Origin of the sequence: Microbacterium sp., assembly GCF_031179285.1 — a bacterium.
In the GTDB taxonomy this organism is placed as follows: domain Bacteria; phylum Actinomycetota; class Actinomycetes; order Actinomycetales; family Microbacteriaceae; genus Microbacterium.
Window position 1 is genome coordinate 1 of sequence record NZ_JAPSHY010000026.1, and the last position, 20,477, is coordinate 20,477.

Annotated in this window: 22 protein-coding genes; 11 read left to right on the top strand and 11 right to left on the bottom strand. The window is 66.4% G+C overall.

What is annotated here, in order from left to right:
* The 5 genes from RIN18_RS13975 to RIN18_RS13995 all read right to left on the bottom strand — a co-directional run.
* Nucleotides 1-1,126, bottom strand: a 1,126-nt coding sequence (locus RIN18_RS13975; protein ID WP_309104590.1) for an SPFH domain-containing protein, incomplete at its 3' end; no start/stop codon positions are given.
* Nucleotides 1,127-1,220: 94 nt separating this feature from the next.
* On the bottom strand, nt 1,221-1,649 hold the full coding sequence (locus RIN18_RS13980; protein WP_309104591.1) for a MarR family transcriptional regulator: 429 nt from the start codon (nt 1,647-1,649) through the stop codon (nt 1,221-1,223).
* Nucleotides 1,650-1,852: 203 nt separating this feature from the next.
* Nucleotides 1,853-2,578, bottom strand: a complete 726-nt coding sequence (locus RIN18_RS13985) for a GrpB family protein (protein ID WP_309104592.1) — start codon at nt 2,576-2,578, stop codon at nt 1,853-1,855.
* A 268-nt stretch (nt 2,579-2,846) separates the two neighbouring features.
* Complete coding sequence (locus RIN18_RS13990) at nt 2,847-3,551, bottom strand: GDSL-type esterase/lipase family protein (RefSeq protein ID WP_309104593.1); 705 nt, start codon at nt 3,549-3,551, stop codon at nt 2,847-2,849.
* A gap of 107 nt (nt 3,552-3,658) precedes the next feature.
* Nucleotides 3,659-4,216, bottom strand: a complete 558-nt coding sequence (locus tag RIN18_RS13995; RefSeq protein ID WP_309104594.1) for a TetR/AcrR family transcriptional regulator — start codon at nt 4,214-4,216, stop codon at nt 3,659-3,661.
* A gap of 63 nt (nt 4,217-4,279) precedes the next feature.
* Between RIN18_RS13995 and RIN18_RS14000 the strand changes: the two genes are divergently transcribed.
* The gene (locus RIN18_RS14000) at nt 4,280-5,215 is read left to right on the top strand and encodes an alpha/beta hydrolase (protein WP_309104595.1); all 936 of its coding nucleotides are present in this window, start codon (nt 4,280-4,282) and stop codon (nt 5,213-5,215) included.
* Nucleotides 5,216-5,657: 442 nt separating this feature from the next.
* On the opposite strand, the gene RIN18_RS14005 is transcribed toward RIN18_RS14000, so the two are convergent.
* Nucleotides 5,658-6,371 carry an NUDIX domain-containing protein gene (locus RIN18_RS14005; protein WP_309104634.1) on the bottom strand — a complete coding sequence of 238 codons (714 nt, stop codon included), beginning with the start codon at nt 6,369-6,371 and terminating at the stop codon, nt 5,658-5,660.
* Nucleotides 6,372-6,435: 64 nt separating this feature from the next.
* On the opposite strand from RIN18_RS14005, the gene RIN18_RS14010 reads away from it, so the two are divergent.
* The 5 genes from RIN18_RS14010 to RIN18_RS14030 all read left to right on the top strand — a co-directional run bounded on the left by RIN18_RS14010 (nt 6,436) and on the right by RIN18_RS14030 (nt 13,089).
* Nucleotides 6,436-7,188: a DeoR/GlpR family DNA-binding transcription regulator gene (locus tag RIN18_RS14010; RefSeq protein WP_309104596.1), complete on the top strand. Its 753-nt coding sequence runs from the start codon at nt 6,436-6,438 to the stop codon at nt 7,186-7,188.
* 58 nt (nt 7,189-7,246) lie between these two features.
* Nucleotides 7,247-10,021 carry a BTAD domain-containing putative transcriptional regulator gene (locus RIN18_RS14015; protein WP_309104597.1) on the top strand — a complete coding sequence of 925 codons (2,775 nt, stop codon included), beginning with the start codon at nt 7,247-7,249 and terminating at the stop codon, nt 10,019-10,021.
* Between the two features lie 592 nt (nt 10,022-10,613).
* Nucleotides 10,614-10,988 (top strand): DUF4870 domain-containing protein, encoded by a 375-nt coding sequence (locus RIN18_RS14020; protein WP_309104598.1) that lies wholly within the window; start codon nt 10,614-10,616, stop codon nt 10,986-10,988.
* Nucleotides 10,989-11,016: 28 nt separating this feature from the next.
* The gene (locus RIN18_RS14025; protein ID WP_309104599.1) at nt 11,017-11,487 is read left to right on the top strand and encodes a hypothetical protein; all 471 of its coding nucleotides are present in this window, start codon (nt 11,017-11,019) and stop codon (nt 11,485-11,487) included.
* A gap of 45 nt (nt 11,488-11,532) precedes the next feature.
* Nucleotides 11,533-13,089 (top strand): trypsin-like peptidase domain-containing protein, encoded by a 1,557-nt coding sequence (locus RIN18_RS14030; RefSeq protein WP_309104600.1) that lies wholly within the window; start codon nt 11,533-11,535, stop codon nt 13,087-13,089.
* Between the two features lie 83 nt (nt 13,090-13,172).
* On the opposite strand, the gene RIN18_RS14035 is transcribed toward RIN18_RS14030, so the two are convergent.
* Entirely contained in the window at nt 13,173-14,045 is an 873-nt protein-coding gene (locus RIN18_RS14035) for an NAD(P)-dependent alcohol dehydrogenase (protein ID WP_309104601.1), read from the bottom strand.
* A 290-nt stretch (nt 14,046-14,335) separates the two neighbouring features.
* On the opposite strand from RIN18_RS14035, the gene RIN18_RS14040 reads away from it, so the two are divergent.
* The gene (locus RIN18_RS14040) at nt 14,336-15,103 is read left to right on the top strand and encodes a LacI family DNA-binding transcriptional regulator (protein WP_309104602.1); all 768 of its coding nucleotides are present in this window, start codon (nt 14,336-14,338) and stop codon (nt 15,101-15,103) included.
* 116 nt (nt 15,104-15,219) lie between these two features.
* Nucleotides 15,220-15,600 carry a hypothetical protein gene (locus tag RIN18_RS14045; protein ID WP_309104603.1) on the top strand — a complete coding sequence of 127 codons (381 nt, stop codon included), beginning with the start codon at nt 15,220-15,222 and terminating at the stop codon, nt 15,598-15,600.
* A gap of 32 nt (nt 15,601-15,632) precedes the next feature.
* Here the strand turns inward: RIN18_RS14045 and RIN18_RS14050 are convergent, their stop codons facing one another.
* Entirely contained in the window at nt 15,633-16,028 is a 396-nt protein-coding gene (locus RIN18_RS14050; protein WP_309104604.1) for an ester cyclase, read from the bottom strand.
* 238 nt (nt 16,029-16,266) lie between these two features.
* Here RIN18_RS14050 and RIN18_RS14055 point away from each other — a divergent pair, with 238 nt between their 5' ends.
* Entirely contained in the window at nt 16,267-16,593 is a 327-nt protein-coding gene (locus tag RIN18_RS14055) for a hypothetical protein (RefSeq protein ID WP_309104605.1), read from the top strand.
* Nucleotides 16,594-16,715: 122 nt separating this feature from the next.
* Nucleotides 16,716-17,453, top strand: coding sequence for an SDR family NAD(P)-dependent oxidoreductase (locus RIN18_RS14060; RefSeq protein ID WP_309104606.1), 738 nt, complete (start codon nt 16,716-16,718; stop codon nt 17,451-17,453).
* A 29-nt stretch (nt 17,454-17,482) separates the two neighbouring features.
* On the opposite strand, the gene RIN18_RS14065 is transcribed toward RIN18_RS14060, so the two are convergent.
* Nucleotides 17,483-18,076: a dihydrofolate reductase family protein gene (locus tag RIN18_RS14065; RefSeq protein WP_309104607.1), complete on the bottom strand. Its 594-nt coding sequence runs from the start codon at nt 18,074-18,076 to the stop codon at nt 17,483-17,485.
* Nucleotides 18,063-18,887, bottom strand: a complete 825-nt coding sequence (locus RIN18_RS14070; RefSeq protein ID WP_309104608.1) for a metalloregulator ArsR/SmtB family transcription factor — start codon at nt 18,885-18,887, stop codon at nt 18,063-18,065. Before RIN18_RS14070 ends, RIN18_RS14065 begins: the two co-directional genes overlap by 14 nt.
* 125 nt (nt 18,888-19,012) lie before the next feature.
* Here RIN18_RS14070 and RIN18_RS14075 point away from each other — a divergent pair, with 125 nt between their 5' ends.
* Nucleotides 19,013-19,435: a DUF6196 family protein gene (locus RIN18_RS14075; RefSeq protein ID WP_309104609.1), complete on the top strand. Its 423-nt coding sequence runs from the start codon at nt 19,013-19,015 to the stop codon at nt 19,433-19,435.
* A 20-nt stretch (nt 19,436-19,455) separates the two neighbouring features.
* Here RIN18_RS14075 and RIN18_RS14080 read toward each other — a convergent pair whose 3' ends face one another.
* Nucleotides 19,456-20,469 carry a LacI family DNA-binding transcriptional regulator gene (locus RIN18_RS14080; RefSeq protein ID WP_309104610.1) on the bottom strand — a complete coding sequence of 338 codons (1,014 nt, stop codon included), beginning with the start codon at nt 20,467-20,469 and terminating at the stop codon, nt 19,456-19,458.
* Nucleotides 20,470-20,477 lie beyond the last annotated feature (8 nt).

Here is a 20,477-nt window from a genome sequence, read left to right on the forward strand (position 1 = left end):
GCGCGTTCGCCTCACCGGTCGCCCTGGCCTCGGCGGCCGCAGCCTCCCCGGCGGCTTGAGCGCGGTCGGCCTGGGCCTGCTGCTCGGCGATGCGCGTGCGCGCCTCGGCCTGCTTGACCTGCTCGATCGCAGCGGCCTCGGCCGCACGCTCGCGGGTGTACAGCTCGGCCTGTGCGCGGGTCTCGGCCTCGTACCGCTGCGCGTCGGCGACGCGCTTGACGTCGGCGTCGAGCTGGGCCTGCCGGTTCTCGGCCTGCTGTTGCAGGACGGCCTGCTGAGCCTGCTCGCGCGCCAGGTTCTCCGCCTGCTCCGCTTCGGCGCGCGCGCGGCCGATGCCGGCGTTCGAGTTGGCCGTGTTGGTGTCGAGCGCGGTCTGCTCGATCAGGTTGGCTTCCTGGTTGGCGATGAACTTCTGGTTGATCGCGCGGTCGGCGTTGGTCTGCGAGATCTCCGCCGACTGGCGCTTCGCCTGGATCTCGGGGGCGCCGAGGGATTGGATGTAGCCGACCTTGTCGGTGATTCCCTTGATCTGGAACGAGTCGAGGATGAGGCCTTGCTCGGCGAGCTCCTGCGAGACATCGGCGGCGATCTGGTCGGAGAACTTCTTGCGCTCGCGCATGAGCTCGACGACCGACAGGGTGGCGACGATGCCGCGGAGTGCGCCCTCGAGCTGCTCGGTGGTGAACTGCTCGATGGCCTTGTCCTGCGAGGCGAAGCGCTCGGCGGCGCGGCGCACGTAGAGGGGGTCGGAGCCGATCTTCACGATCGCGACGCCGTCGACGTTCAGGGTGACGCTGTCGAGTGACTGGGCTTCGGCGTTGAGGGAGACCTGACGCGAGCGCAGCGAGATGATCTCGTGGCGCTGCGTGATCGGGTTGACGAGCGACTTGCCGTTGACGATGACGGTGACGGGCGACTCCGACATCTCGGAGCTGCTCGAGCCGTCGGCGGCGATGACGGCCCGCTGCACCTTCTGCTTGCGACCAGAGATCACGAGCGCCTCGTCGGCGCGGGCGACCTTGATCCAGCTGCGCGCGAACAGCAGCAGGATGAGCAGTAGGACGACGGCGACGGCGACCGCGATTCCTACGATGACCAGGATGCCGACGATTCCGGCGATCTCCATTGATGACCTCCCTTTCCCCCGAGGGGGTGGTCTGTGACGCGCGGTCTCGCGCGTTCACCACCCACCCTGCCAGATCGGGGAAGGCGACGCGGCCTCAGCCGCGACGGAGCTTCTCGGTGAGGTCGCGCAGCGTGCGCAGTTCGTCGTCGTCGAGGCGGGACATCCGGGCGGCGATCGAGCGACCGTGCACGGTGGCAAGGCTGCGGAATGCCTTCGCGCCGGCATCCGTCGCACGGATGAGCGCACCGCGCCTGTCGTCAGGGTCCGGGCATTTCGCGACCAGTCCGCGATGGACCATCCGATCGACCAGACGCGAGACGCTCGGCTGGCTGATGAGCATGTTGGCGGTGATGTCGCGCAGTCGGGCGGTCATCTCGGGAGCGCGTGTGACAGTGAGGAGCACGTCGTACTCCGCCTGAGCCAGATGGCTGTGGTCGAAGTCGGCTTCCATCTCTTCGAACAGCTCATGCTGCGCGCGGAACAGGCTCTCCCATGCTTCCAGGGCGAGCTTGCGATCGGTCATGCTCACAGGATAGTGGGAATGGTAAAGGGCCGGTCGGAGAGGCTCCCGACCGGCCCTTGTTCCCTTGCACCAAGAGTGTCCTGCAATCACATGCGGTGGATGCCACAGCAAACATTCACCGTGTGATCACTGTATAACGGCCGGGTAACGAATGCAACGGTTTGATTACGGAAGTTGACCCCGGCGTCCGTGTCTGTCCGATCTCACGAACCTGTCGGATATTCACGAAGGTGCGCAGCGTCTCCCCGAAATAGCCTTCCGTAATCGGTTTCGGTGCGCGGAACGGATGTCCCCGAGGCGGCCCCAGCTACTCGGCCAGGTCGAGGGTGCGGGTCGTGGTCGTGCCGTGGGTCAGCGATGAAGGCTCGCTCGTAGATGTCGTACACCGCTGCCGCTTTCAGATCGTTATAGCGGGCAGTCCCGTCAGCTGTTGAAGCGGCCGCCTTCGCGGCGTTGTATCGATGCCGGTCTGTCGGGTTCTTCTTGAGCCAGTCTGTGAAGACGGTGTGCCGTTGCGGTTCGATTGCGCTGGGACTCCAGACGTGGAGGTTGGTGTTCGGTCTCGCGAACGTGAGTTGGCGGTGAGGGTCGCCGCTCATGACGTCACGGAAGATGAGGCGAAACCCAGCGGCCTCCAATCGAGGCAAGTATCTGTGTTCGTCCTCGACGTCTGGAACGGTCAAATCCACATCGATGACGGGTTTCGCGGCAAGGCCGGGCACCGACGTGGAGCCGACATGGTGAATCGATAAAGCGAGATCTCCGATCGACTCGGTGAGCACGCGGCTGATCTCCTCGAATTGCTCTCGCCAGCCCTCGTCGTGTGCCTGTACGGCGCCGGGGGCTGTCTGCCGGGATGCAACTCGCTCTGCCTGGCGGGCGGCATTCGCGCCGGGGGTGAAAGGTCGCCACAGAGGATGTGTTGTCATGTCGCAACCATCGCACAAGCAGCGAGCCTGCCGATCCTCGTACGCCAGCGCTCAACGGGCGAGGTGCCGCCACCACCGCGATCGAGAGGCCGCAGAGTCGGGCGCAATCCCGGCTCACCCCAACGCGGGCCATGTCCACGCGTATGACGGCTGCGATCCGCGTGGCGTTGACAAGAACGCGGCGCTGAGCAGCGTGAACAACCGTGCAGGCATCCGCATCATCCGTGGCGCGGGTTCGCGAGCAGCATCCGCCGGTGTCTTGGGTGAGTCATCTGCTCGTCCGGTTCTGTTCAGGAACGATGGCGGCCGCGATCGCTTCCGCGACGAGTCTGCTCGCGTCGGCATCGAGGTGGATGCCGTCGCGGTGAGCCGCGACTCCACGATCGGTGACATCGAAGATGTCGATGAGCGGGAGGCTCTCCCGCTCGGCGACGCGACGCACGATCGGCACGACCCCTGCCGCGACGGTTGGTGCGGAGACACCCCGGCGGTTGTGGAACGCGACCGGCGGCGTCAAAAGGTACACGGTGGATGTGCCGTCGGCGCTGTAGAGGGCGGCGAAATCGGCGAGCTCCGACTCGTACGCCTCCGCGTTCCAGTTCTCGCCCCGCGCGTCGTTCGTTCCCAACATGATGAGCACGATGTCGGCGCGCGCCCGGAGCGACGCCTCGGCGAACCGGTTCGCCGCATAGGGCCAATCGCCGTCGCGCTGAAGCGTTCGCCGGTTCAGTCCGTAGTTGAGCACCTGGTACCGGCTGCCGAGGAGTCGGGCGAGTTGGGCCGGGTAGGACCATCTGTTGCGGCCCTTGAGTAGTACACCTGCGCCATAGGTGTTGCTGTCGCCGATCGCGGCGACGGTGATCTTGCCGGGAATCGGGCGCGGGACCGGAGGGTGCATCGTCCGTCGGGCGACGAAGACGATGCCCCCGACAATGAGGAGGAGGACGCCGGCGACGGTGAGGAAGATGGGCATGAGGCTCCGGTAGTGGGTCGTCTACAACACTGACAGCGAGGCCAATTGTCATTCCCTGTCAGACGGGCACGTCGTCATAGGGTTTGGGCCCTCAGGAGCAGCCATCTTCAGTGGAAGTACGAGGTGACAAGTTCGATGAGGGCTTCGACGTCTTCTTCGACCATCGGCCGGCCGGTCATCCCCATGCGGTGAAGAAGCGTACCCACGACGATATCGATGAAGAGGAGCGCTTCCCTTTCGGGTTGGTCGAGCGCCGTCTGGACGGCGAGACGGTAGGGCTCCTGCAGTCGCGAGGAGAGGACGAGGCGCAGCTCAGGGTCGCTGACGCCATCGCTGAACACGCCGGCGAAGGCGTCTCCTACACCCGGCTCACCGAGCTTGTCCGCTGCCCAACGAATTGCTGACGCGAGCTTCTCCCGGCGGTCGGCTCCCTCAAACGGGGCGGGCCCGATGGCATCGATCAGGCAATCAACGATCAGGGTGCCCTTCGTCGGCCACCGACGGTAGATGGTGGTCTTCGCGATGCCGGCCCTGGCGGCGATCCTGTCGACCGTGGCATGTGCATAGCCCACTTCCTCGACCGTGTCGAGGGTCGCATCGAAGACGAGGCGATTGATTCCGGCGCGAGGTCGTCCCCGTGGCCGCGGCGGAGCTTCAGAAGGCATGTCCCCACGATACAGGATTATGCTACCTTCAGTTTCGCAACCTCAAGTAGCGAAAGGATCATGATGAGTGAGATCGCTGAAATGCGCCCAAAGGAACCCGACTGGGAGACGGTTACACCCGAGGAGCTGGCTGTGTACCAGATGGCGGAGAACCGGCTACGGGCGTCGGCCGAGGCGCGCGTGATCACCGGTGCGCCGGAACCCGGAGCCGCGATCGGGTGGGAGAGCGTAGCCTTCCCTGACCGAGCGGTGCCTGTCCGTGTCTACAGACCCGATTCGGGAGAAGTGCTGCCGGCGGTCATTCACGTGCATGGTGGCGGCATCGTCGGTACCGCAGCGCAGAGCGACTGGATCAACAGCCACCTCGCGGTTCACCTGCCCGCAGTCGTGATCTCGGTGGAGCACCGGCTCCTCGACTGGCAGACCCCGTTGTCGGCGGCCGCTGATGATGGATGGGATGTCCTTCGACACGTCGTCGAGAACGCCCCGACCTGGGGAGTGGACCCGACCCGGGTCGCTCTCTTCGGTGAGAGCTTCGGTGGACTCATCAACACGCTCTCCGCGCTCAGGGCAAGGCATGAGGGGGTCGACGTACGCGCACAGGTGCTCGTCAATCCGGTGCTTGACCTCACTTCCTCCGCCTGGTCGTACGACTCCGTCACCGAGTTCTCGGCCGGGCCGACTCTCCCGTTGTCGTTGCTGCGATTCGTGCAGCAGCTCTCCGTCCCCTCCGGTGCAGATCCTCGCGCCCTGTCGCCGCTCCATGCCGATGACGTCGGGGGGCTGGCTCCCGCGTTGGTGGTGCTGCCCACGGCGGATCCCCTTGCGGATCACGGTCGAGTCTTCGCTACCCGACTCGCGGATGCAGGCACTCCGGTGCAGGTCAGCGAGTATCGCGGTCTGGTGCACGCCTTCCTCAGCATGCCGGGCGCTTTCGCCCAGGCGGAGGCGGCCCGCACGGAGATCCTCGAGCACCTGAAGGCTCACCTCGCGCACTGAAGTGATCCGGCCGTCGAGGCTGCGAATCGCCAACCTCCCTTACAACCCTCGGGTCAGTTTGCCCTAGCTGCCGGCGGCTCGTGCCGCACGCGCCGATCCGGTGACGTCACTCCGATACGAGTGAGCACGGAGGTCGGGGAGCCAGCGGTTCGGGCCCCCGGCCTCCAATCATTCGCAGCATCCACGAGAAAGGAGACCATGGCGATCGCCTGGGCCGCTGGGAGAACACCCATGGGTCGCTCGAGCCGCGCTTCTCGCCCGACTCGCGGTGGGAGGACCCTCCCGTTCGATCTGCACCGCGCATGCCCCGGCAAGCCAGTTGGTTCAAGTCCCTGACGAAGGACACGGAGTGCCGCAGCCCGTCGGACTCCTTCGATGCGATTCGAAGGATGTCTGCCTGACCGCTGCAACTCGAGGCGTCACGCAGGAGCGCGACGTCGGGTCAACGGGGTAAGGGCGCTTGGCCGTTGAGGGCCCACCACTGGAGAAGCATGATCGTCTTGCCATCGACGATCCGGCCGTCGTGGATCATCCCGAGAGCCTCGGTGATGGGGAGCTCGACGACCTCGATGTCCTCACCCTCGTGTGCGATTCCCCCTCCCGGGCCGGTGCGGTCGGCGGGTGTGTACGGCGCGGCATAGAAGTACACCCGTTCCGTGACGGAGCCCGGACTCATGTACGCCGTGAACACATGAGAGACGGGACCCACGTTCACCCCGAGTTCCTCCGCGACCTCTCGCTGGATCGCCGTCTCGGGATCGTCGTCGTCGAGAAGGCCGGCCGCCGTTTCGATGAGCATGCCGTCCGGGTGCTCGTTGACGTAGGCGGGAAAGCGGAACTGTTTGGTGAGCAGGACAGTGGACCGGGCGGCATCGTGGAGCAGGATGGTCGCACCGTCACCCCGGTCGTAGGTCTCGCGCTGAAGCCGCGACCAGCGGCCGTCGCTGCGCCGATAGTCGAACGTGGTGCGGCGCAGCACGTGCCAGCCGTCGGAGACGAGCTCCACGTCTCGCACGACGACGTCGGGGTTGCGCGCGAGATCCCGCCCGATCTGATCGAGACCGGTGCGACCGCGATGATCGGGGACGTCGACACCGGGTCGCCCCCCGCTCGTCGCTCTACGTCCGATCGGCGGGAACCCCCGATGAGTGGGCATTGGTTGGGTCACGGTCGATAGAATAAGGTAAAACGTGCACAAACACGAATGAACAGGAGGCGCGATGCTGAGTGCAGAACGACGCGAACACCTGGTCGAGACCTTGCGCCGCGACGGAAAGATCGTGGCCAAGGCGGTAGCGGCTGAGCTGGGGCTGTCGGAAGACAGCATTCGACGCGATCTTCGTGAGATGGCGGCGGAGGGCCTCTGTCAGCGCGTCTATGGGGGAGCGCTTCCGGTCTCGCCCGCGCTCGCGGACTACTCGGGTCGGCAGCGCGTCGGAGTCCGGGCGAAGCAGCGCGTGGCCGATGCCGCTGTGAAGTTGATCGATCCGGGCAGCACCGTCATCATCGACGGCGGGACGACGGCCCTGGCGATGATCTCCCTGCTGCCGCCGACGCTGAGCTGCACCGTGATCACTCACAGCCCGACCATCGCTGCCGCCCTGGTCGAACACCCCGGAGTGGATGTCTTCATCCTCGGGGGCCGGCTGTTCAAGCACTCGGTGGTGGCGAGTGGCGCGGCGGCGGTGGAGGCCGCCGAGCGTGTCTCCGCAGACCTGTTCTTCCTCGGGGTCACCGGCATCCATCCGGACGCCGGGCTCACCACGGGGGATCCCGATGAGGCGGCGATGAAGCGGGCGCTCACCTCGCGCGCCGCCGAGACCTATGTTCTGGGCTCCTCCGAGAAGATCGGTGCAGCATCGTCATTCCGCGTCATCGACTTCGATGCGGCGGCGGGCGTCATCACCGACGCCGACATCGAATCGGACGTCGTCCAGCGCCTGGGTGAGCGTGTGCGGATCATGCCCGCATGAGAATGATAGGAAGAGACGACAGCCGCGCACGGCCGAGCCATGGCAGAAGGAGACACCCGTGACCGATCGGTGCACCATCGGTCTCTTCGGTCCTCTGGTCGTCGACATAGGCGGTCGGCGCGTCGACGTGCGGGCGGGTCTGACGAGCGCCATCCTCGCCAGGCTCGCTTGGTCGCCCAGAGAAGTCGTGACCACTGAGCACCTCGTTTCGGCGCTCTGGGCGGAGCCCCCGTCCAACGCGGCTGGTTCGTTGCGTGTATACGTGTCGCGTCTTCGCTCCGGTCCCCTGAGCGCGGTGCTCCAGGGAGGACGGGGAGGCTACGCGCTCGACGTGGATCCTGACGACGTGGACGTCATCCGCTTCCTCAGGCGCAGCGAACCCGCTGAACTCCGCGGTCGCGAGGATGCTGCAGCTCAGATGTGGAGTCAAGCGCTCGAGTCCTGGATCGCGGAGCCGTTCGAGAGCCTGTCGAGTTTTCCCTTCGTCGCACAGGCACGCCGAGAGCTGACATCGCGGCGGCACCTCATACTGCGGCAGCTCACGGAGTTCCGCATCGCTCGGGGAGAACCGAACGCGAGCATCCCCGCGCTGGTGTCCGCGGTGGCTGAAGAGCCCTCCGACGAAGACCTGGTGAGCACTCTGGCGCGAGCGCATGCCGCTGCCGGGCAGGAGCCGTCGGCTCTGGCGGTGATCGACCGGTTTCGCAACCATCTGCTCGAAGAAGAAGGGCTTGACGCGTCCGGAAGGATGCTCGAGCTTCGACAGGCGGTCCTCCGCCGCGATCCCTCCTTGCGACCCGGGGGAGCGCAGCGTTCCGTGGCGCGTCACGGAATTCCCGTTCCTCTCACGCGCCTGGTCGGCCGAGAGTCCGACCTCGCGCGTATCGAAGAAGCTCGATCGATGCACCGCCTCGTCACGCTCGTCGGTCCGGGCGGTGTGGGGAAAACGCGTTTGGCGGTGGAAAGTGCTCGGCGCGCGACGTCGACCATCGATGTCGAGCAGTGGATGGTCGATCTGTCGACCGTCCCGGACGGCTCGGACGTTCTGCCGGCGACGGCGGATGCCCTCGGAGCCAGCACGCACTCCCTCGAAGGGATCGCTGCCCGGGTGGAAGGCAAGCCCACTCTCCTCATCGTCGACAATGCGGAGCACGTGCTCGTGTCGACGCGTGCTCTCGTGTCGGAACTCCTCGCCTCCTGTGAAGGACTGGCGGTGATGGTCACATCGCGAGAGCCGCTTTCGATTCCGGGCGAGTTCGTCGTCCGGGTTGCCGGGCTTCTCGACGACGATGCCGACAGAGCTGTGGAGTTGTTCAGCGAACGAGCGTCCGCTGCGCGCGGCGGCGCCGACCGAGCGCCCGGGAGTGATGCAGCGATCCGACGACTGTGTCGGATGCTCGATGGGCTTCCGCTCGCGCTCGAGCTCGCTGCGGCGCGGACGGACCTTCTCAGCGTCGACGATCTTCTCTCCGCACTGGGGCGCGGGGAGAGCTTGCCGGGCTCGCTGGTGGGGGCCGCCCGGCAGGCGAGCCTGGACAACGCGATCCGGTGGAGCACCGACAATCTGCCCGCCGACGAGATGAGGGTGTTGGTCGAGCTGTCGGGCTTCGCGGGGCCCTTCACTCTCGACGCCGTCGAACGGATCTGCACCCCGGGCGACCGCTCAGCGCGCGAGCTGGCGCTTGCTCTCGCTCGCAAGTCACTGGTCGCCGTCGACGAGACCGAAGATGGCCAGCGCCGGTACCGCCTTCTGGAGTCGATGAAGGCATTCGTTCGGCCTCTGCGGGATCCGGGAACAGCGGTGCAGTGGTACGGAAGGCACCGCGAGTTCTTCGCATCGCTCGTCGATGAGCTCGCTCCGACAATCCGTACGCACTCCGCCGCGGTCGCACATGGTGTCTTCGACACGCTGGCGCCGGATCTGCAGCTGGCAACAGAGAACGCCATCGAGGCGGGGGATCGCGACATGGCACTGCGGCTGGCCGGCGGACAAGCGTGGCACTGGTTCAAGCGGGGCTGGCTGGTGGAGGGGCGAGCAGTGATCGACCGTGCCCTGGTCGTCCCCGGCTCGAGCGATCCGTCGATCGAGGCCCGTGCGCTCGTCGGAATCGTCAATCTCGCCTACCAATCAGGGGATGCCGAGGCGGCTTTCGGTTACGTTGCCCGCGGTATCGAACGCGCCACGGCAGGTGGCGAGAGGTTGGCGCTGGCCAGCCTCCTCGCGTATGCCGCCTACGGGCGTTCGCTGTTCGGAGACCCCGACGAGGCCCGACAGCTGATCGAGCAGGCCATGTCGTTGGCGGAGAGTGCACCGGACTGGCTGCAAGCGGAGCTCAAGATGAGCCAGGGTCAGACCTTGCGGGCCCTGGGCCATCCCGCCCAGGCGCTCGAAAGCCTGGATGCGGCACGACGCCTGGCGACCCGGGCGGGCCACGCCTGGGCGCTCACGTCGAGCGAGTACGTCGCAGGAAAGATCCTCATCGAGGTGAAGCGGCCGCGCGAAGCGATGACCGTCCTCGTCAATGGCGCGAAGACGGCGGCCGCCGGCGGCGACTTCCCCGGCGCGCTCGCGCTGCTCCACCTTCTGGGCGGAGCTACTGCCCTCGTTGAGCAGCACGTGCAAGGCGCGGCGGTCTTCGGCGCTGTCGATGCGATCGGTCGCCGATACTCGTACAGCCCGGTCGCTGCCGAAGGGGCGGACGCGATGGTGCACCGGGACCGCGTCGCGGCGGGCCTCGCGAAACGAGAGTACGAAGCCGCATATGACCGAGGTGCGCGATTCTCCCTCGAGGAACTGATCGCGCTCGGGAGTGCTCTTGCTCACCGACGATGATCGCCGGATCCGCTGAACAGTGACCTGCTGAACGGATGGTCCGGACGGCGATCCTGGTGCGGAGCCGGGCGTTAATCCAACATTGCACCCCGAACGACCTGTCGTCTCGGCACATGCAGATCCGTAGCGTTTCCTGAGTCAGTCCGTGCTTCTCACGAAAGCACGACCCATGACCTCGTAGCCCCGGTGGCTGGTCCGTTCCCCACGGACCCCGCCGGACCCTGGACCGCCCGACCACCATGGCCGGTCCCTGGTGTGGATGCTCTCTCCCCAGACATCCAACGCAGTGGCCCGTCCGTTCCGCCGAGATCGGACGGGCCACCATCCCTGCGACCGAGCACGCTCCAGGAGCTGTCACGCGGCGAATACGACGCGGCGCTGCCGCGGATGCCGCTGTGCCGAGCTCGTCTCCGTCGGCGCGGAAGCCGATCGCCTAGGCGAGCGGCAACGGATGGCGCCCCGGCGGATGCCAGCAACACCCGGATGGCGAACGTTAGCCCAAAGTTGCACGCTCGTTTCTCACGACGACGAGGGGATCGGGCGCTCATAACGTGGCTACGTCATCAACGACCACGACCTTAAGGATTCACTCATGACCGCTGAACAGCCCCTCCACGTCGCCCCGCTCACGGCGGACGAAGAACGCCGGTGGACCATGTTCGCCCACCTGGGCGGACTGCTTTCCTTCGTCGGACCGCTCATCGTGTGGCTCATCTACCGCGACCGAAGCGACGCTGTCGATCGCGAAGCGAAGGAAGCGCTCAACGCGCAGATCACCTACGCGGCCGCAGCCCTCGCCCTCTACATCGTCGGTGGCCTCCTGGCCATCGTGCTGGTCGGCTTCGTCTTCATCATCGCTGCGAGCCTCGTGCAGTTGGCCGGGTTCATCATCGCCATCGTCGCGGCGGTCCGAGCGAACACGGCCGGTCGCTACCGCTACCCCCTCGCCTTCCGCTTCATCAAGTGACACAGACAGACACCGTCAAGGAGAACTCATGACCACCCATCAGAACACCGCGCCTCTCGCGCAGCCGCAGATGCCGCCCGCCGACCGTGCTTCCTCGCCGGCGCCGTTGCCGCCGACGACGCAGGCGATGCCCCAGGTGGCGCAAGCGATGCCCCAGGTGGCCCAGCCGGTGCCTCAGCCCGTGCCTTCCTACCCGCAGCCGATCGCGGCCCCGAGTAACGGTGTCGCACTCACTGCGATGATCCTCGGCATCGTCGGAGCGGTCGTCGGTTGCTGGGCCGTCATTCCGATCACCGGCTACCTGTCCGCCGCGTTCGGGTTCCCGCTGGCACTCGCCGCGGTCATCTGCGGCCACATCGGCCGCGGTCGCTCGAAGCGGGTCGACGGCGTCGGCCGCATCCAGGCGCTCGTCGGCTTCATCCTCGGCTATCTGTCGATCGCGGTGATGGTCATCGCGAGCGCCGCTTGGACCCTCTTCCTTTTCGTCGGCGCCGTCTGACGTCGCCCAGTCAATCGGCCGATCAGGCCTGCAAGGAGACCTTCTATGTCCACCTCTCGTCGCCGAGCAGTCGCAGCAGCGGCACTCGGCCTCACCGCGGCCGCTGTGCTCTCCGGCTGCTCCCTCCCCACGCTTCCCGGGTTCCCCGGGGGCGGAAGCAGCAGCGAGGGCGTCGGGTTCGACGACGTCCAGTCTGCGACCATCCAGATCGAAGCCGTCGGCACCTTCGTGTCACCCGAGGAGGGCGGATACGAAGCCGCCGGCCGCGGTTCCGGCTTCCTCATCAGTGACGACGGCCTCGCCGTGACCAACAATCACGTGGTCGTCGGCGCCGGTACCCTCAAGGTCTGGCGTGGCGGAGACACCTCCACCACCCTCAACGCGAAGGTCCTCGGATCGTCGGAGTGCCTGGATCTCGCCGTCATCCAGCTCGAGAAGAACGACTACCCGTACTTCTCCTGGCGCGAAGGAGAGATCCCGACCGCGACCGACGTGTACGCGGCGGGCTTCCCCCTCGGCGACCCGGAGTTCACCATGACCCGCGGGATCGTCTCGAAGGCCGATACTGCCATGGACACCCCGTGGGCCTCGCTGAGCCACGTCATCGAACACGACGCACGCATCCGCGCAGGCAACTCGGGTGGCCCGCTCGTCGATGACGCCGGCAAGCTCGTGGGTGTCAACTACGCAGGCAACGACCAGCATGATCAGAACCTCGCCATTCACCGCGACGAGGTCCAGGGGGTCATCGACCAGCTCATCGATGGCGAGAACGTCATGAGCCTGGGTATCAACGGCACGGCTCTCATGACCGAGGAAGGCGAGGGCCTCGGCATCTGGATCAACTCCATCGCCTCGGGCTCTGCGGCGGACAAGGCAGGGATCGAGCCCGGCGACCTCCTGACGAAGATGGAGGGTGTTTCCCTCGGTACCGACGGCACGATGGCCGACTACTGCAGTGTTCTGGAGACCCACGGTACCGACGCGACCCTCGCGGTCGAGCTGTTCCGCTCCGGCGAGGGGATCTACTACGCCGGGCAGGTCAACGGCGACGCCGTCGAGGCGGTGTCGGTCGCGCAGGAGGCCGGCGCGACCGAAGGGGGCGCCCAGTCAGCCGACACCGAGTACACGACGGTCGTCGACGACACCCAGAGCGTCGCGGTGGACGTCCCGGCGCACTGGGGCGGACTGGACACCAGTGTCTGGACCGACCCCGCCGGCGGGGAGTGGGCGCACATCGACGCCAGCCCTGACATCGCTGCGTTCCAGTCCGTCGACAACTGGAGCACACCGGGCGTGTCGATCATGGCCGCCCCGACCTCGAGTGCGACCTACGCTCCCGAGGAGTGGTTGAGCATGGCCGCGCAGCACCTCACTCAGTCCGGGTGCACCCAGGCATCGGAGGACGTGTACTCCGACGGGCTGCACGACGGCGCGTACACGTACTGGACTGATTGCGGCGGCGTCGGAGCGCAGTACCTCATGCTGTCGGCCTACTCCTCCGACGGATCGTACGTGATCGCTCTCGCGGTCCAGTCCGTCACGGAAGAGGACCTCGCCACGATCGACCGCGTGTTGGGGAGCTTCGTCGCAAGCTTCTGATGTCATCCATCACGCAGTACGGCAACCCCCGTCGACCTCCTCGGTCGGCGGGGGTTTGCCTCGTCACCCCTCGTGCCGCGTCGTCACAGCGTGAGCACGACGCTGCCCCGTTTGCGAGCAGTGTCGACATAGCGGTGCGCTTCGGCGACATCGTCGAGGGGGAGGACGCGGTCGATGACCGGGCGCAGCACGCCCTCGTCGGCGAGCGCCGCGACGTCGGCCACGTTCTCGTGTGTGATGCGACCCAACCCTCGGTTCCGAACAAGAGTGCCGCCCGGGCGCAGCAGGCCACGGGACGTGCGTGGCGTCGACAGGCCCACCGCGTCGTAGACGACATCGAATCGCGGCCCGAGCCGTGTGAAGTCCTGGGTCGTGTAGTCGATCACGGCATCCGCCCCCAGACCTTCCACCAGCTCGCGGTTGCGCCCGCTGCACACGGCTGTCACTTCGGCGCCGAGGTGCTTCGCGAGCTGGATCGCGTAGGTGCCGAGGCTTCCCGAGGCGCCGTTGATGAGGATGCTCTGGCCGGCGCCGAGTCGCGCCTTCTGCAGATTCTTCAGTGCGGTCACCGCTCCCGTGGGCAATGCCGCGGCCTCGTCGAAGCCGAACGATCCCGGTTTGCGCACCACCGCACCCGACTTCTCCGCATTGCCGCCGGCGACCGAAAGACAGCGGTACTCGGCATTCCCGCCCAGGTCGAAACCGCAGAAGGCCATCACTTCGTCGCCGGGAGCGAATGTCGAGACGCCACCGCCGACGGCATCCACGACTCCGGCGAGCTCGAGCCCCAGGATCAGGCCCGGGTGCGGCCGGAGCAGCCCGTACTTGAGCCGTGCAGCGAAGGGATCGGCACGGCGAATGCGCGCGTCGCCGACGTGCGCGGTCGTCGCGATCACGCGGATCCGCACCTCACCGGCGCGCGGCTCGGGTATCGGCACGTCACGGATCTCCAGCACGTCCGGCGCACCGTACGCCGGACACACCACGGCCCTCACGAGAGGCCTCCCTCGATCGGGCAGCGCCGCTCGGCTCTGCTGGGCACATCATGGCGGCGGCAGCGCGCCGTCGCTCGACGAGACATTCGGAACCTGAGAGAGGAAGAAGGCATGCAGTCAGCATTCCCGAGCCACGCGGAACGTGCATCGGCCGATCGGCCGGGCCACGCGGAACGTGCATCGGCCGATCGGCCGAGATCCTCCCTTCGTCGGCGCTTGCATGACACCGTCAATCAATGTTCACTGGTGTCATGTCATCCGTTCGACACGGCATCCCGCCGGCCGCCCAATTGGTCATCGATTTCGTGAACACGGTCGAATGGCAGGTCGACGACGAGGCCTGGAGCTCGCCGAGCGCCTTGGCGTCATGGCTTCACTTGCGAGCCGGTCGCGCACGCGAAAGGCTGACAGACGAACACCTGAGTCATGCGCGCAGGGTGCGCGAAGGTCTTCGCGAGGTCCTGCTGTTGCAGGCCGGACACGAACCGCTCGGCGATGCGATCAGTGAACTCAACGTCGCGCTGGCGCGTTCGCCGCTGCACCTGCGGTTCAGTGCCGACGGCCGGCCCCATCTCGCATCTGAGCGCGATTCGTTCCTGGAGCCGATCCTCGCCGCGGTCGACACCCTTCGTTCCGAGGGCGACTGGCCCCGGGTCAAGGCCTGCTCACGCGACTCGTGCCGGTGGGCGTACTGGGACTCTTCGCGCAATCGGTCGGGGCGGTGGTGCTCGATGCAGGGTTGCGGCAACTACATCAAGATGCGGCGCCGCAACTCTCCCGAGGCTTCGGCCTCCGATGTGATCGCGCCGGTGGATCGCCCCGCCCGCATGCTGGATGTCGCCGCAAGGGCCGGTGTCTCGATCAAGACCGTGTCGAACGTCGTGACCGGGGCCGTACGGGTTTCGCCCGCGACCCGCGCCCGCGTCGAGGCGGCGATCGCAGAGCTCGACTTTCATCCGAACCTCGCAGCGCGCGCATTGGCGACCGGTCGCCGAGACAGCGATACCTCCGCATTGTGATGCGCGGATCTTCCTTACCGTGGAACCGATCGGACTACGTTTTGCAACTAGCAAGTTGCGATCGCCGGGACGCAACTCTAAGGTTGCTCTTAAGTCCAATCCGACGAAGGAGAGCCATGACCGATCAGTATCCCGCCTTCTCCGGCGGTCGCAATATCGCCATGAAAATTCCGCCCCACCGCTATGACGCGACAGTGGCCTTCTACCAGGACGTTTTGCGGCTGCCTCCCATCGCCGGGCCGGCCGGCGATGCCATCGGGTTCGAGTTCGGCCAGTGCAACCTGTGGATCGACAACTGTCCTGGGCTGTCGCAGGCGGAGATCTGGCTCGAAGTGGTGACCCCGCACACCGAGGCTGCCGCCGAGGTGCTGCAGGAGGCGGGGATCGCGCGCCGGGACGAGATCGAAGACCTCGGTACGGGGTTCGATGGTTTCTGGATATCGTCGCCGGCAGACCTCATTCATCTGGTCGACGCACGGGAACAGTCCTGGACCTGATCACGACGGCGTGAGGACCAGCCACCCGAAATTCATTCAGACCCGGAACCGGAGACGAGCTCGTCGCGGACCGTCGACCCCAGGTCGCCCCAGCAGGCCGTGATGCGTCCGCCCTCGATGCGGTAGATCGCCAATTCCTGAGTCCGGATCACGCGGCCGGTCGGCTCGATGCCGCGGAAAGATCCCAGGTGCGTTCCGGTCCCGGTGAGCCGGACGGCGATCGTGTCACCTTCGACGATGAGGTGCTCGACCGTCCAGTGATAGTCGGGGAAAGCAGAGATGACGTCCCGGAGCCCGTCACGATATTCGTCGAGTCCCTGCGCTGAACCCGTGACGGTCTCTGCGACGAACTCGCCGAGGTCGTCGACCCCATGTACGTTGCAACGTCGGATGTAGTTCGCGTAGAAGCCTCTCAGGTCCGGCCCCACGTCGGCTGAGCCGTCGATGATGTCCTCCTTTCACCGCTGCGCGTCTGGCGGACGCATCGCGACGACGAGACGATCGACCATCTCGCTGATGATCGCCGGGCGCGCCGACACTCATTCCTGCATCGTACGGTGCCCGGCGGATCGGCCCTGGCTGATCGTTCGCAGTGCTCGATAGCAGTCCCGCGACGCCGGAGCAAGGGTGGCCACAAATCTGCCCATCGAGGCATAGAAAAGAGGCATGCAGAAGATCATCTACGCCGGAGACGAGTATCTGACAGGAGACGACATCGCGAGCGCACTGTTGGCGTACAGCCGTGCGTTGGGAGAGGACGACCGCGCGGAGATCGTCGAGATACCGGTCCGGGAGAGAGACGGCGCGATCGTCAAGGCCAAGTTCCTCATCGGTCCGGCGAGTCAGATCGTCTCCAAAGCCGCGGATGGTGCCGGGCCCGAGATCGAGGACCGGGAGTTGGTGGAGCGGCTGCTGAAGCGGACCCGCGGCGTCGAGTCGCCGACTGCGGCGCCGCTGGAGTTGCCGGGAGACCTCGCCCACGACTTCGATTAGGGCGCGGGCACGTATCCGGCTGCAGCGCCGATGCGAGGTCCGATTTCCGCCGGACATGGCGGATTCCCGACGCAACGATGGATGAAGGCAGCTCGTCGCCGTGGCGAGCGGAAAGGACCTTCATGCCCACCATCGCACTCGTCACCGGCGCAAACCGAGGACTCGGATTCGCCACCGCGGAAGCGCTCGCCCGCACCGGTGCCAGCGTCATCATCACCGGGCGAGACTCGGCTTCGGCGCAAACTGCCGCTGACCAGCTCGCCGGGCAGGGACTGGCGGTGGAGGCGCTCGCGATGGATGTCACCTCTCCTGCTGACGTCAGGGCCGCAGCAGACGCCGTCGCCGAGCGTCACGGACGGCTCGACGTCCTGGTGAACAACGCGGGCATCCTGCCGGAGGCCGCGTCAGACGGAAGCAACGAGTTCGCGGACATCGACGCTTTCCGGAGAACGTTCGAGACCAATGTGCTCGGCGTCGCGAACGTCACCGAGCACTTCCTGCCGCTGCTGCGATCGAGCTCGGCCGGTCGGATCGTCAACATCTCCTCGACGATGGGATCGCTGAGCGACCAGTCGAACCCCAGTTCTCCCTATTACGGCAGCGTGCTGCCGGCGTATCAGGCGTCGAAGGCAGCGGTGAACAGCCTGACCGTCGGGCTCAGCAAGCAGCTGTCCGCAACCGGTATCAAGGTGACGGCGGTGTGCCCCGGGTGGGTTCAGACCGGCCTGGCACCGGGAAATCGAGACAACGCCCCGACGAGCGCCGATGAGGCAGCGCAGGTCGTCGTGACAGCGGCGACGCTCCCGGCCGATGCGCCCTCTGGTACCTTCATCAGCGCCGCGGGACCCGTCCCCTGGTGAAGCGGGGTGACGGGCCCAGTGGCGCCCGCTCAGCGTCGCCTGTCGTAGCTCAGCGACAGCACGTCCTCCCCACTCGTGGTGTTCGCGAGGGTCCAAGCGGATGGCGGAAAGGCGCCGTCGAACAGTCGCTCACCGCCGCCGAGGATCTGAGGGAAGACGGTGAGCGACAGCCGGTCAAGCGCGTCGGCGGCGAGGAGTGCTCTGATCACGCTCGCGCTTGCGAACACGACGATGTCGCCACCGGGTTCTGCCTTGAGCCGCTTCACGACGTCTTCCGCGGGCTCGTCGAAGATGCGCGTATTCGACCAGGGAGCCGACTCGAGCGAACTCGACAGGACGACCTTCTCCGCATCGCGCATCCAGGCGCCGTAACCCCGGTCGCGAGCGTCGGCGTTCTCATCGTCGGCGACGGTCGGCCAGTAAGCGAAGAACCCCTCCGCATTGGTGCGGCCGAGCAGTGCCGTGGTGGCGTTCTTCCAGAGACTGGTCAGATGGTCACGCGAGGTGTCGCTGATGGCGTAAGGCATGAGCCAGCCCATGTCAGCAGGACCGCCCGGACCCTGATAGTAGCCGTCGAGGCTGACAGCGATGTTCGCGACGATCCGTCGTTCATTGGTGAACATTTCGATTCCCTTCGTTGGTGGTGTCCGCGAGAAGCAGGGCGAGACGATCGAGGCTCTGATTCCAGCCGAGTTCGATGCCGGCGACGAATTCCGCCGAGGGTGCTGCCGCGTCATCGATCCTCAGACGCACCTCGAGCTCGGTGCCGGACTCTGAAGCCTCGATCTGCCAGTCGTAGCGTGCCCTGAATCCGAGGCTGCCATCGGGCAGCTTCGGGGACAGCACGAACGACAGACGGCGACCCGGGTCGACGGACTCGATCAAGCCGGTGGCTTCCCCGATCACGCCTTCGTCACCCGCTCGATCGTCTGCGTCGACGTATACCTGCGTCACTGCCTGGCCGGGCTGATTGCTCCATCGCAACTCGGCCAGGCGCAGATCCCTCGGAGCCCACCACCGCGAAAGCAACTCCGAGTCAGCGAGGTGGCGCCACACCAGCGGGGCGGAAGCCGCCAGACGTCGGCGGAAAACGTACTCGCGTCCGTCGGCCCAGCCCGGCCGGTCGGCGGCGACCGTCTCGGCGTCGACGGCAGCAGAGTATTGATCGAACAGGTCACGACCGTGATGCGCGAGGTCGGCGACCCGCTGGAGCTCCGCAGCCAGCGAGCGGAGCACCTCTGGCTCCAGAGCATAGATTCGGCGCTGCCCGCTCCGGCGAGAAACGGCGATCCCGCTGCGTTCCAGGGTCTGCAGGTGCTTGCTCGCCTGAGGCTGACGCAAGTCAGCCGATGTCGCGATGGCTCCGACCGAGCGGGGGCGTTCCGCGAGGAGCAGAACGATGCGCCATCGTGAGGCGTCGGAAAGGGCGGTCATCCATTCGAGCATGGCTTAAGTATGCGTTTACGTGAATATTCGTGTCAATGACTATTTCCGCGAGGCGACGGCCAGCGGTCGGCCCGAGTGAGGTCCCGGCGGAGGTAGCTTGAAGCATGGTCAGTGTGAGTCGGGAATCGCCCGAGCAGACCGAGCGCCGGCTTCTCGGCGTCATCGCCGCAGCCGAGCTCGTCGAGTTCGATGGGGCGTGGGCGTTCAAGGAATCACCCCTCGAGCAGCCGCCGGTACTGACCTCGGAGATGCTCGCCGTCGTCAGAGACGAGAACAGCTGGTCGTGGCTGGTCCCGGCAGAAGCAGACGCGGAGGAGACGTTCGCCGTCTTCTCGTTCCACTTCCCGCCGGCTGCCGACAACAGCGGGTTCGTGGGGTGGCTCGCCACGGTGCTGAAGCAGCGCTTGGGTACGGGCGTCTTCGTGGTCTGCGGACAGAACTCGTCGCGCGGCGGCATCTACGACTACTGGGGTTGCCCCGTCGAACTTCGCGACCAGGCGCGGCGCGTGCTCGAGGACCTTCGCCGGGACCGGTAGGACGCGGTCGCGGGGTCGATCTACGGGAGTCGTACCGGCTCGCCTACAGACTCCCGCTCGACGAGCAACGGCTGGAGCGTGATGCGCCGCGGTTCGCGCTGCCCGTCCAGTTGTTCCATCAGAAGTTCGACCGCGACGCGCGCCTTCTCGGCGATGTCCTGCCGAACCGTGGTGAGAGACGGGATCATCATCTCAGCGATGGGGAGATCATCGAAGCCCACCAGCGAGAAGTCATCCGGCACCCGGATGCTGCGACGCGCGAACGCCTTGATGAGACCGATCGCCAGGATGTCGGCTGTCACGACGGCGGCTGTGAAGCGGCCGCGGGGGGACAGCAGATCGTCGGCGGCACTCTCGGCGCCGGCGAACGTGAGGTTCGCGATCACCCTGGTGCCTTCGTCGCTGACATCCGCCTCGGCGAGAGCCCGAGTGAACCCGGAATGGCGGGCGTTGATGACGCCGGCGCTGCTCGCACCCGGTCCGACGAAGGCGATCGAACGATGGCCGGCCGCGAGCAGATGCCGTGTTGCCTCGTAGCCGCCCTGCTCGTCGTCCGGCCCGACGGTGGAGATCTCGGCCTCGCCATAGGCGTCGATGAACACCATCGGGATGTCCTGGTGGCGGCGAAGCTGCTCGACTTCGTCGGCCAGCACGCCCAGGAACAGCGCGCCGTCGACGTTCCAAGAGCGGAGCCGGCGGGCAGTGTCGGAGGCGTCGGTGGCGGCGTGGATCATCAGATGCTTCCCGGCGGCGCTGATGTGCCGCTCGATCTCGCCGAGAAGCATCGCATCGTGTGGATTCGACAGGCCCAGGTCGCCCTCGGCTGCGGCGTAGTAGACGAGGGAGATGATCTCGCTTCGCGCGACGGACAGAGATCGCGCAGCCGCGCTTCGCTGATAGTTCAATTCGTCTGCCGCGCTCAGCACCCGGGCCTTCGTGGTCGCTGAGACGCGGTCGTCGTGACCGTTCAGGACATTCGACACGGTCATCTTCGACACGCCGCACACCCGTGCGATATCGGCGATCGTCACCATGTGGGACA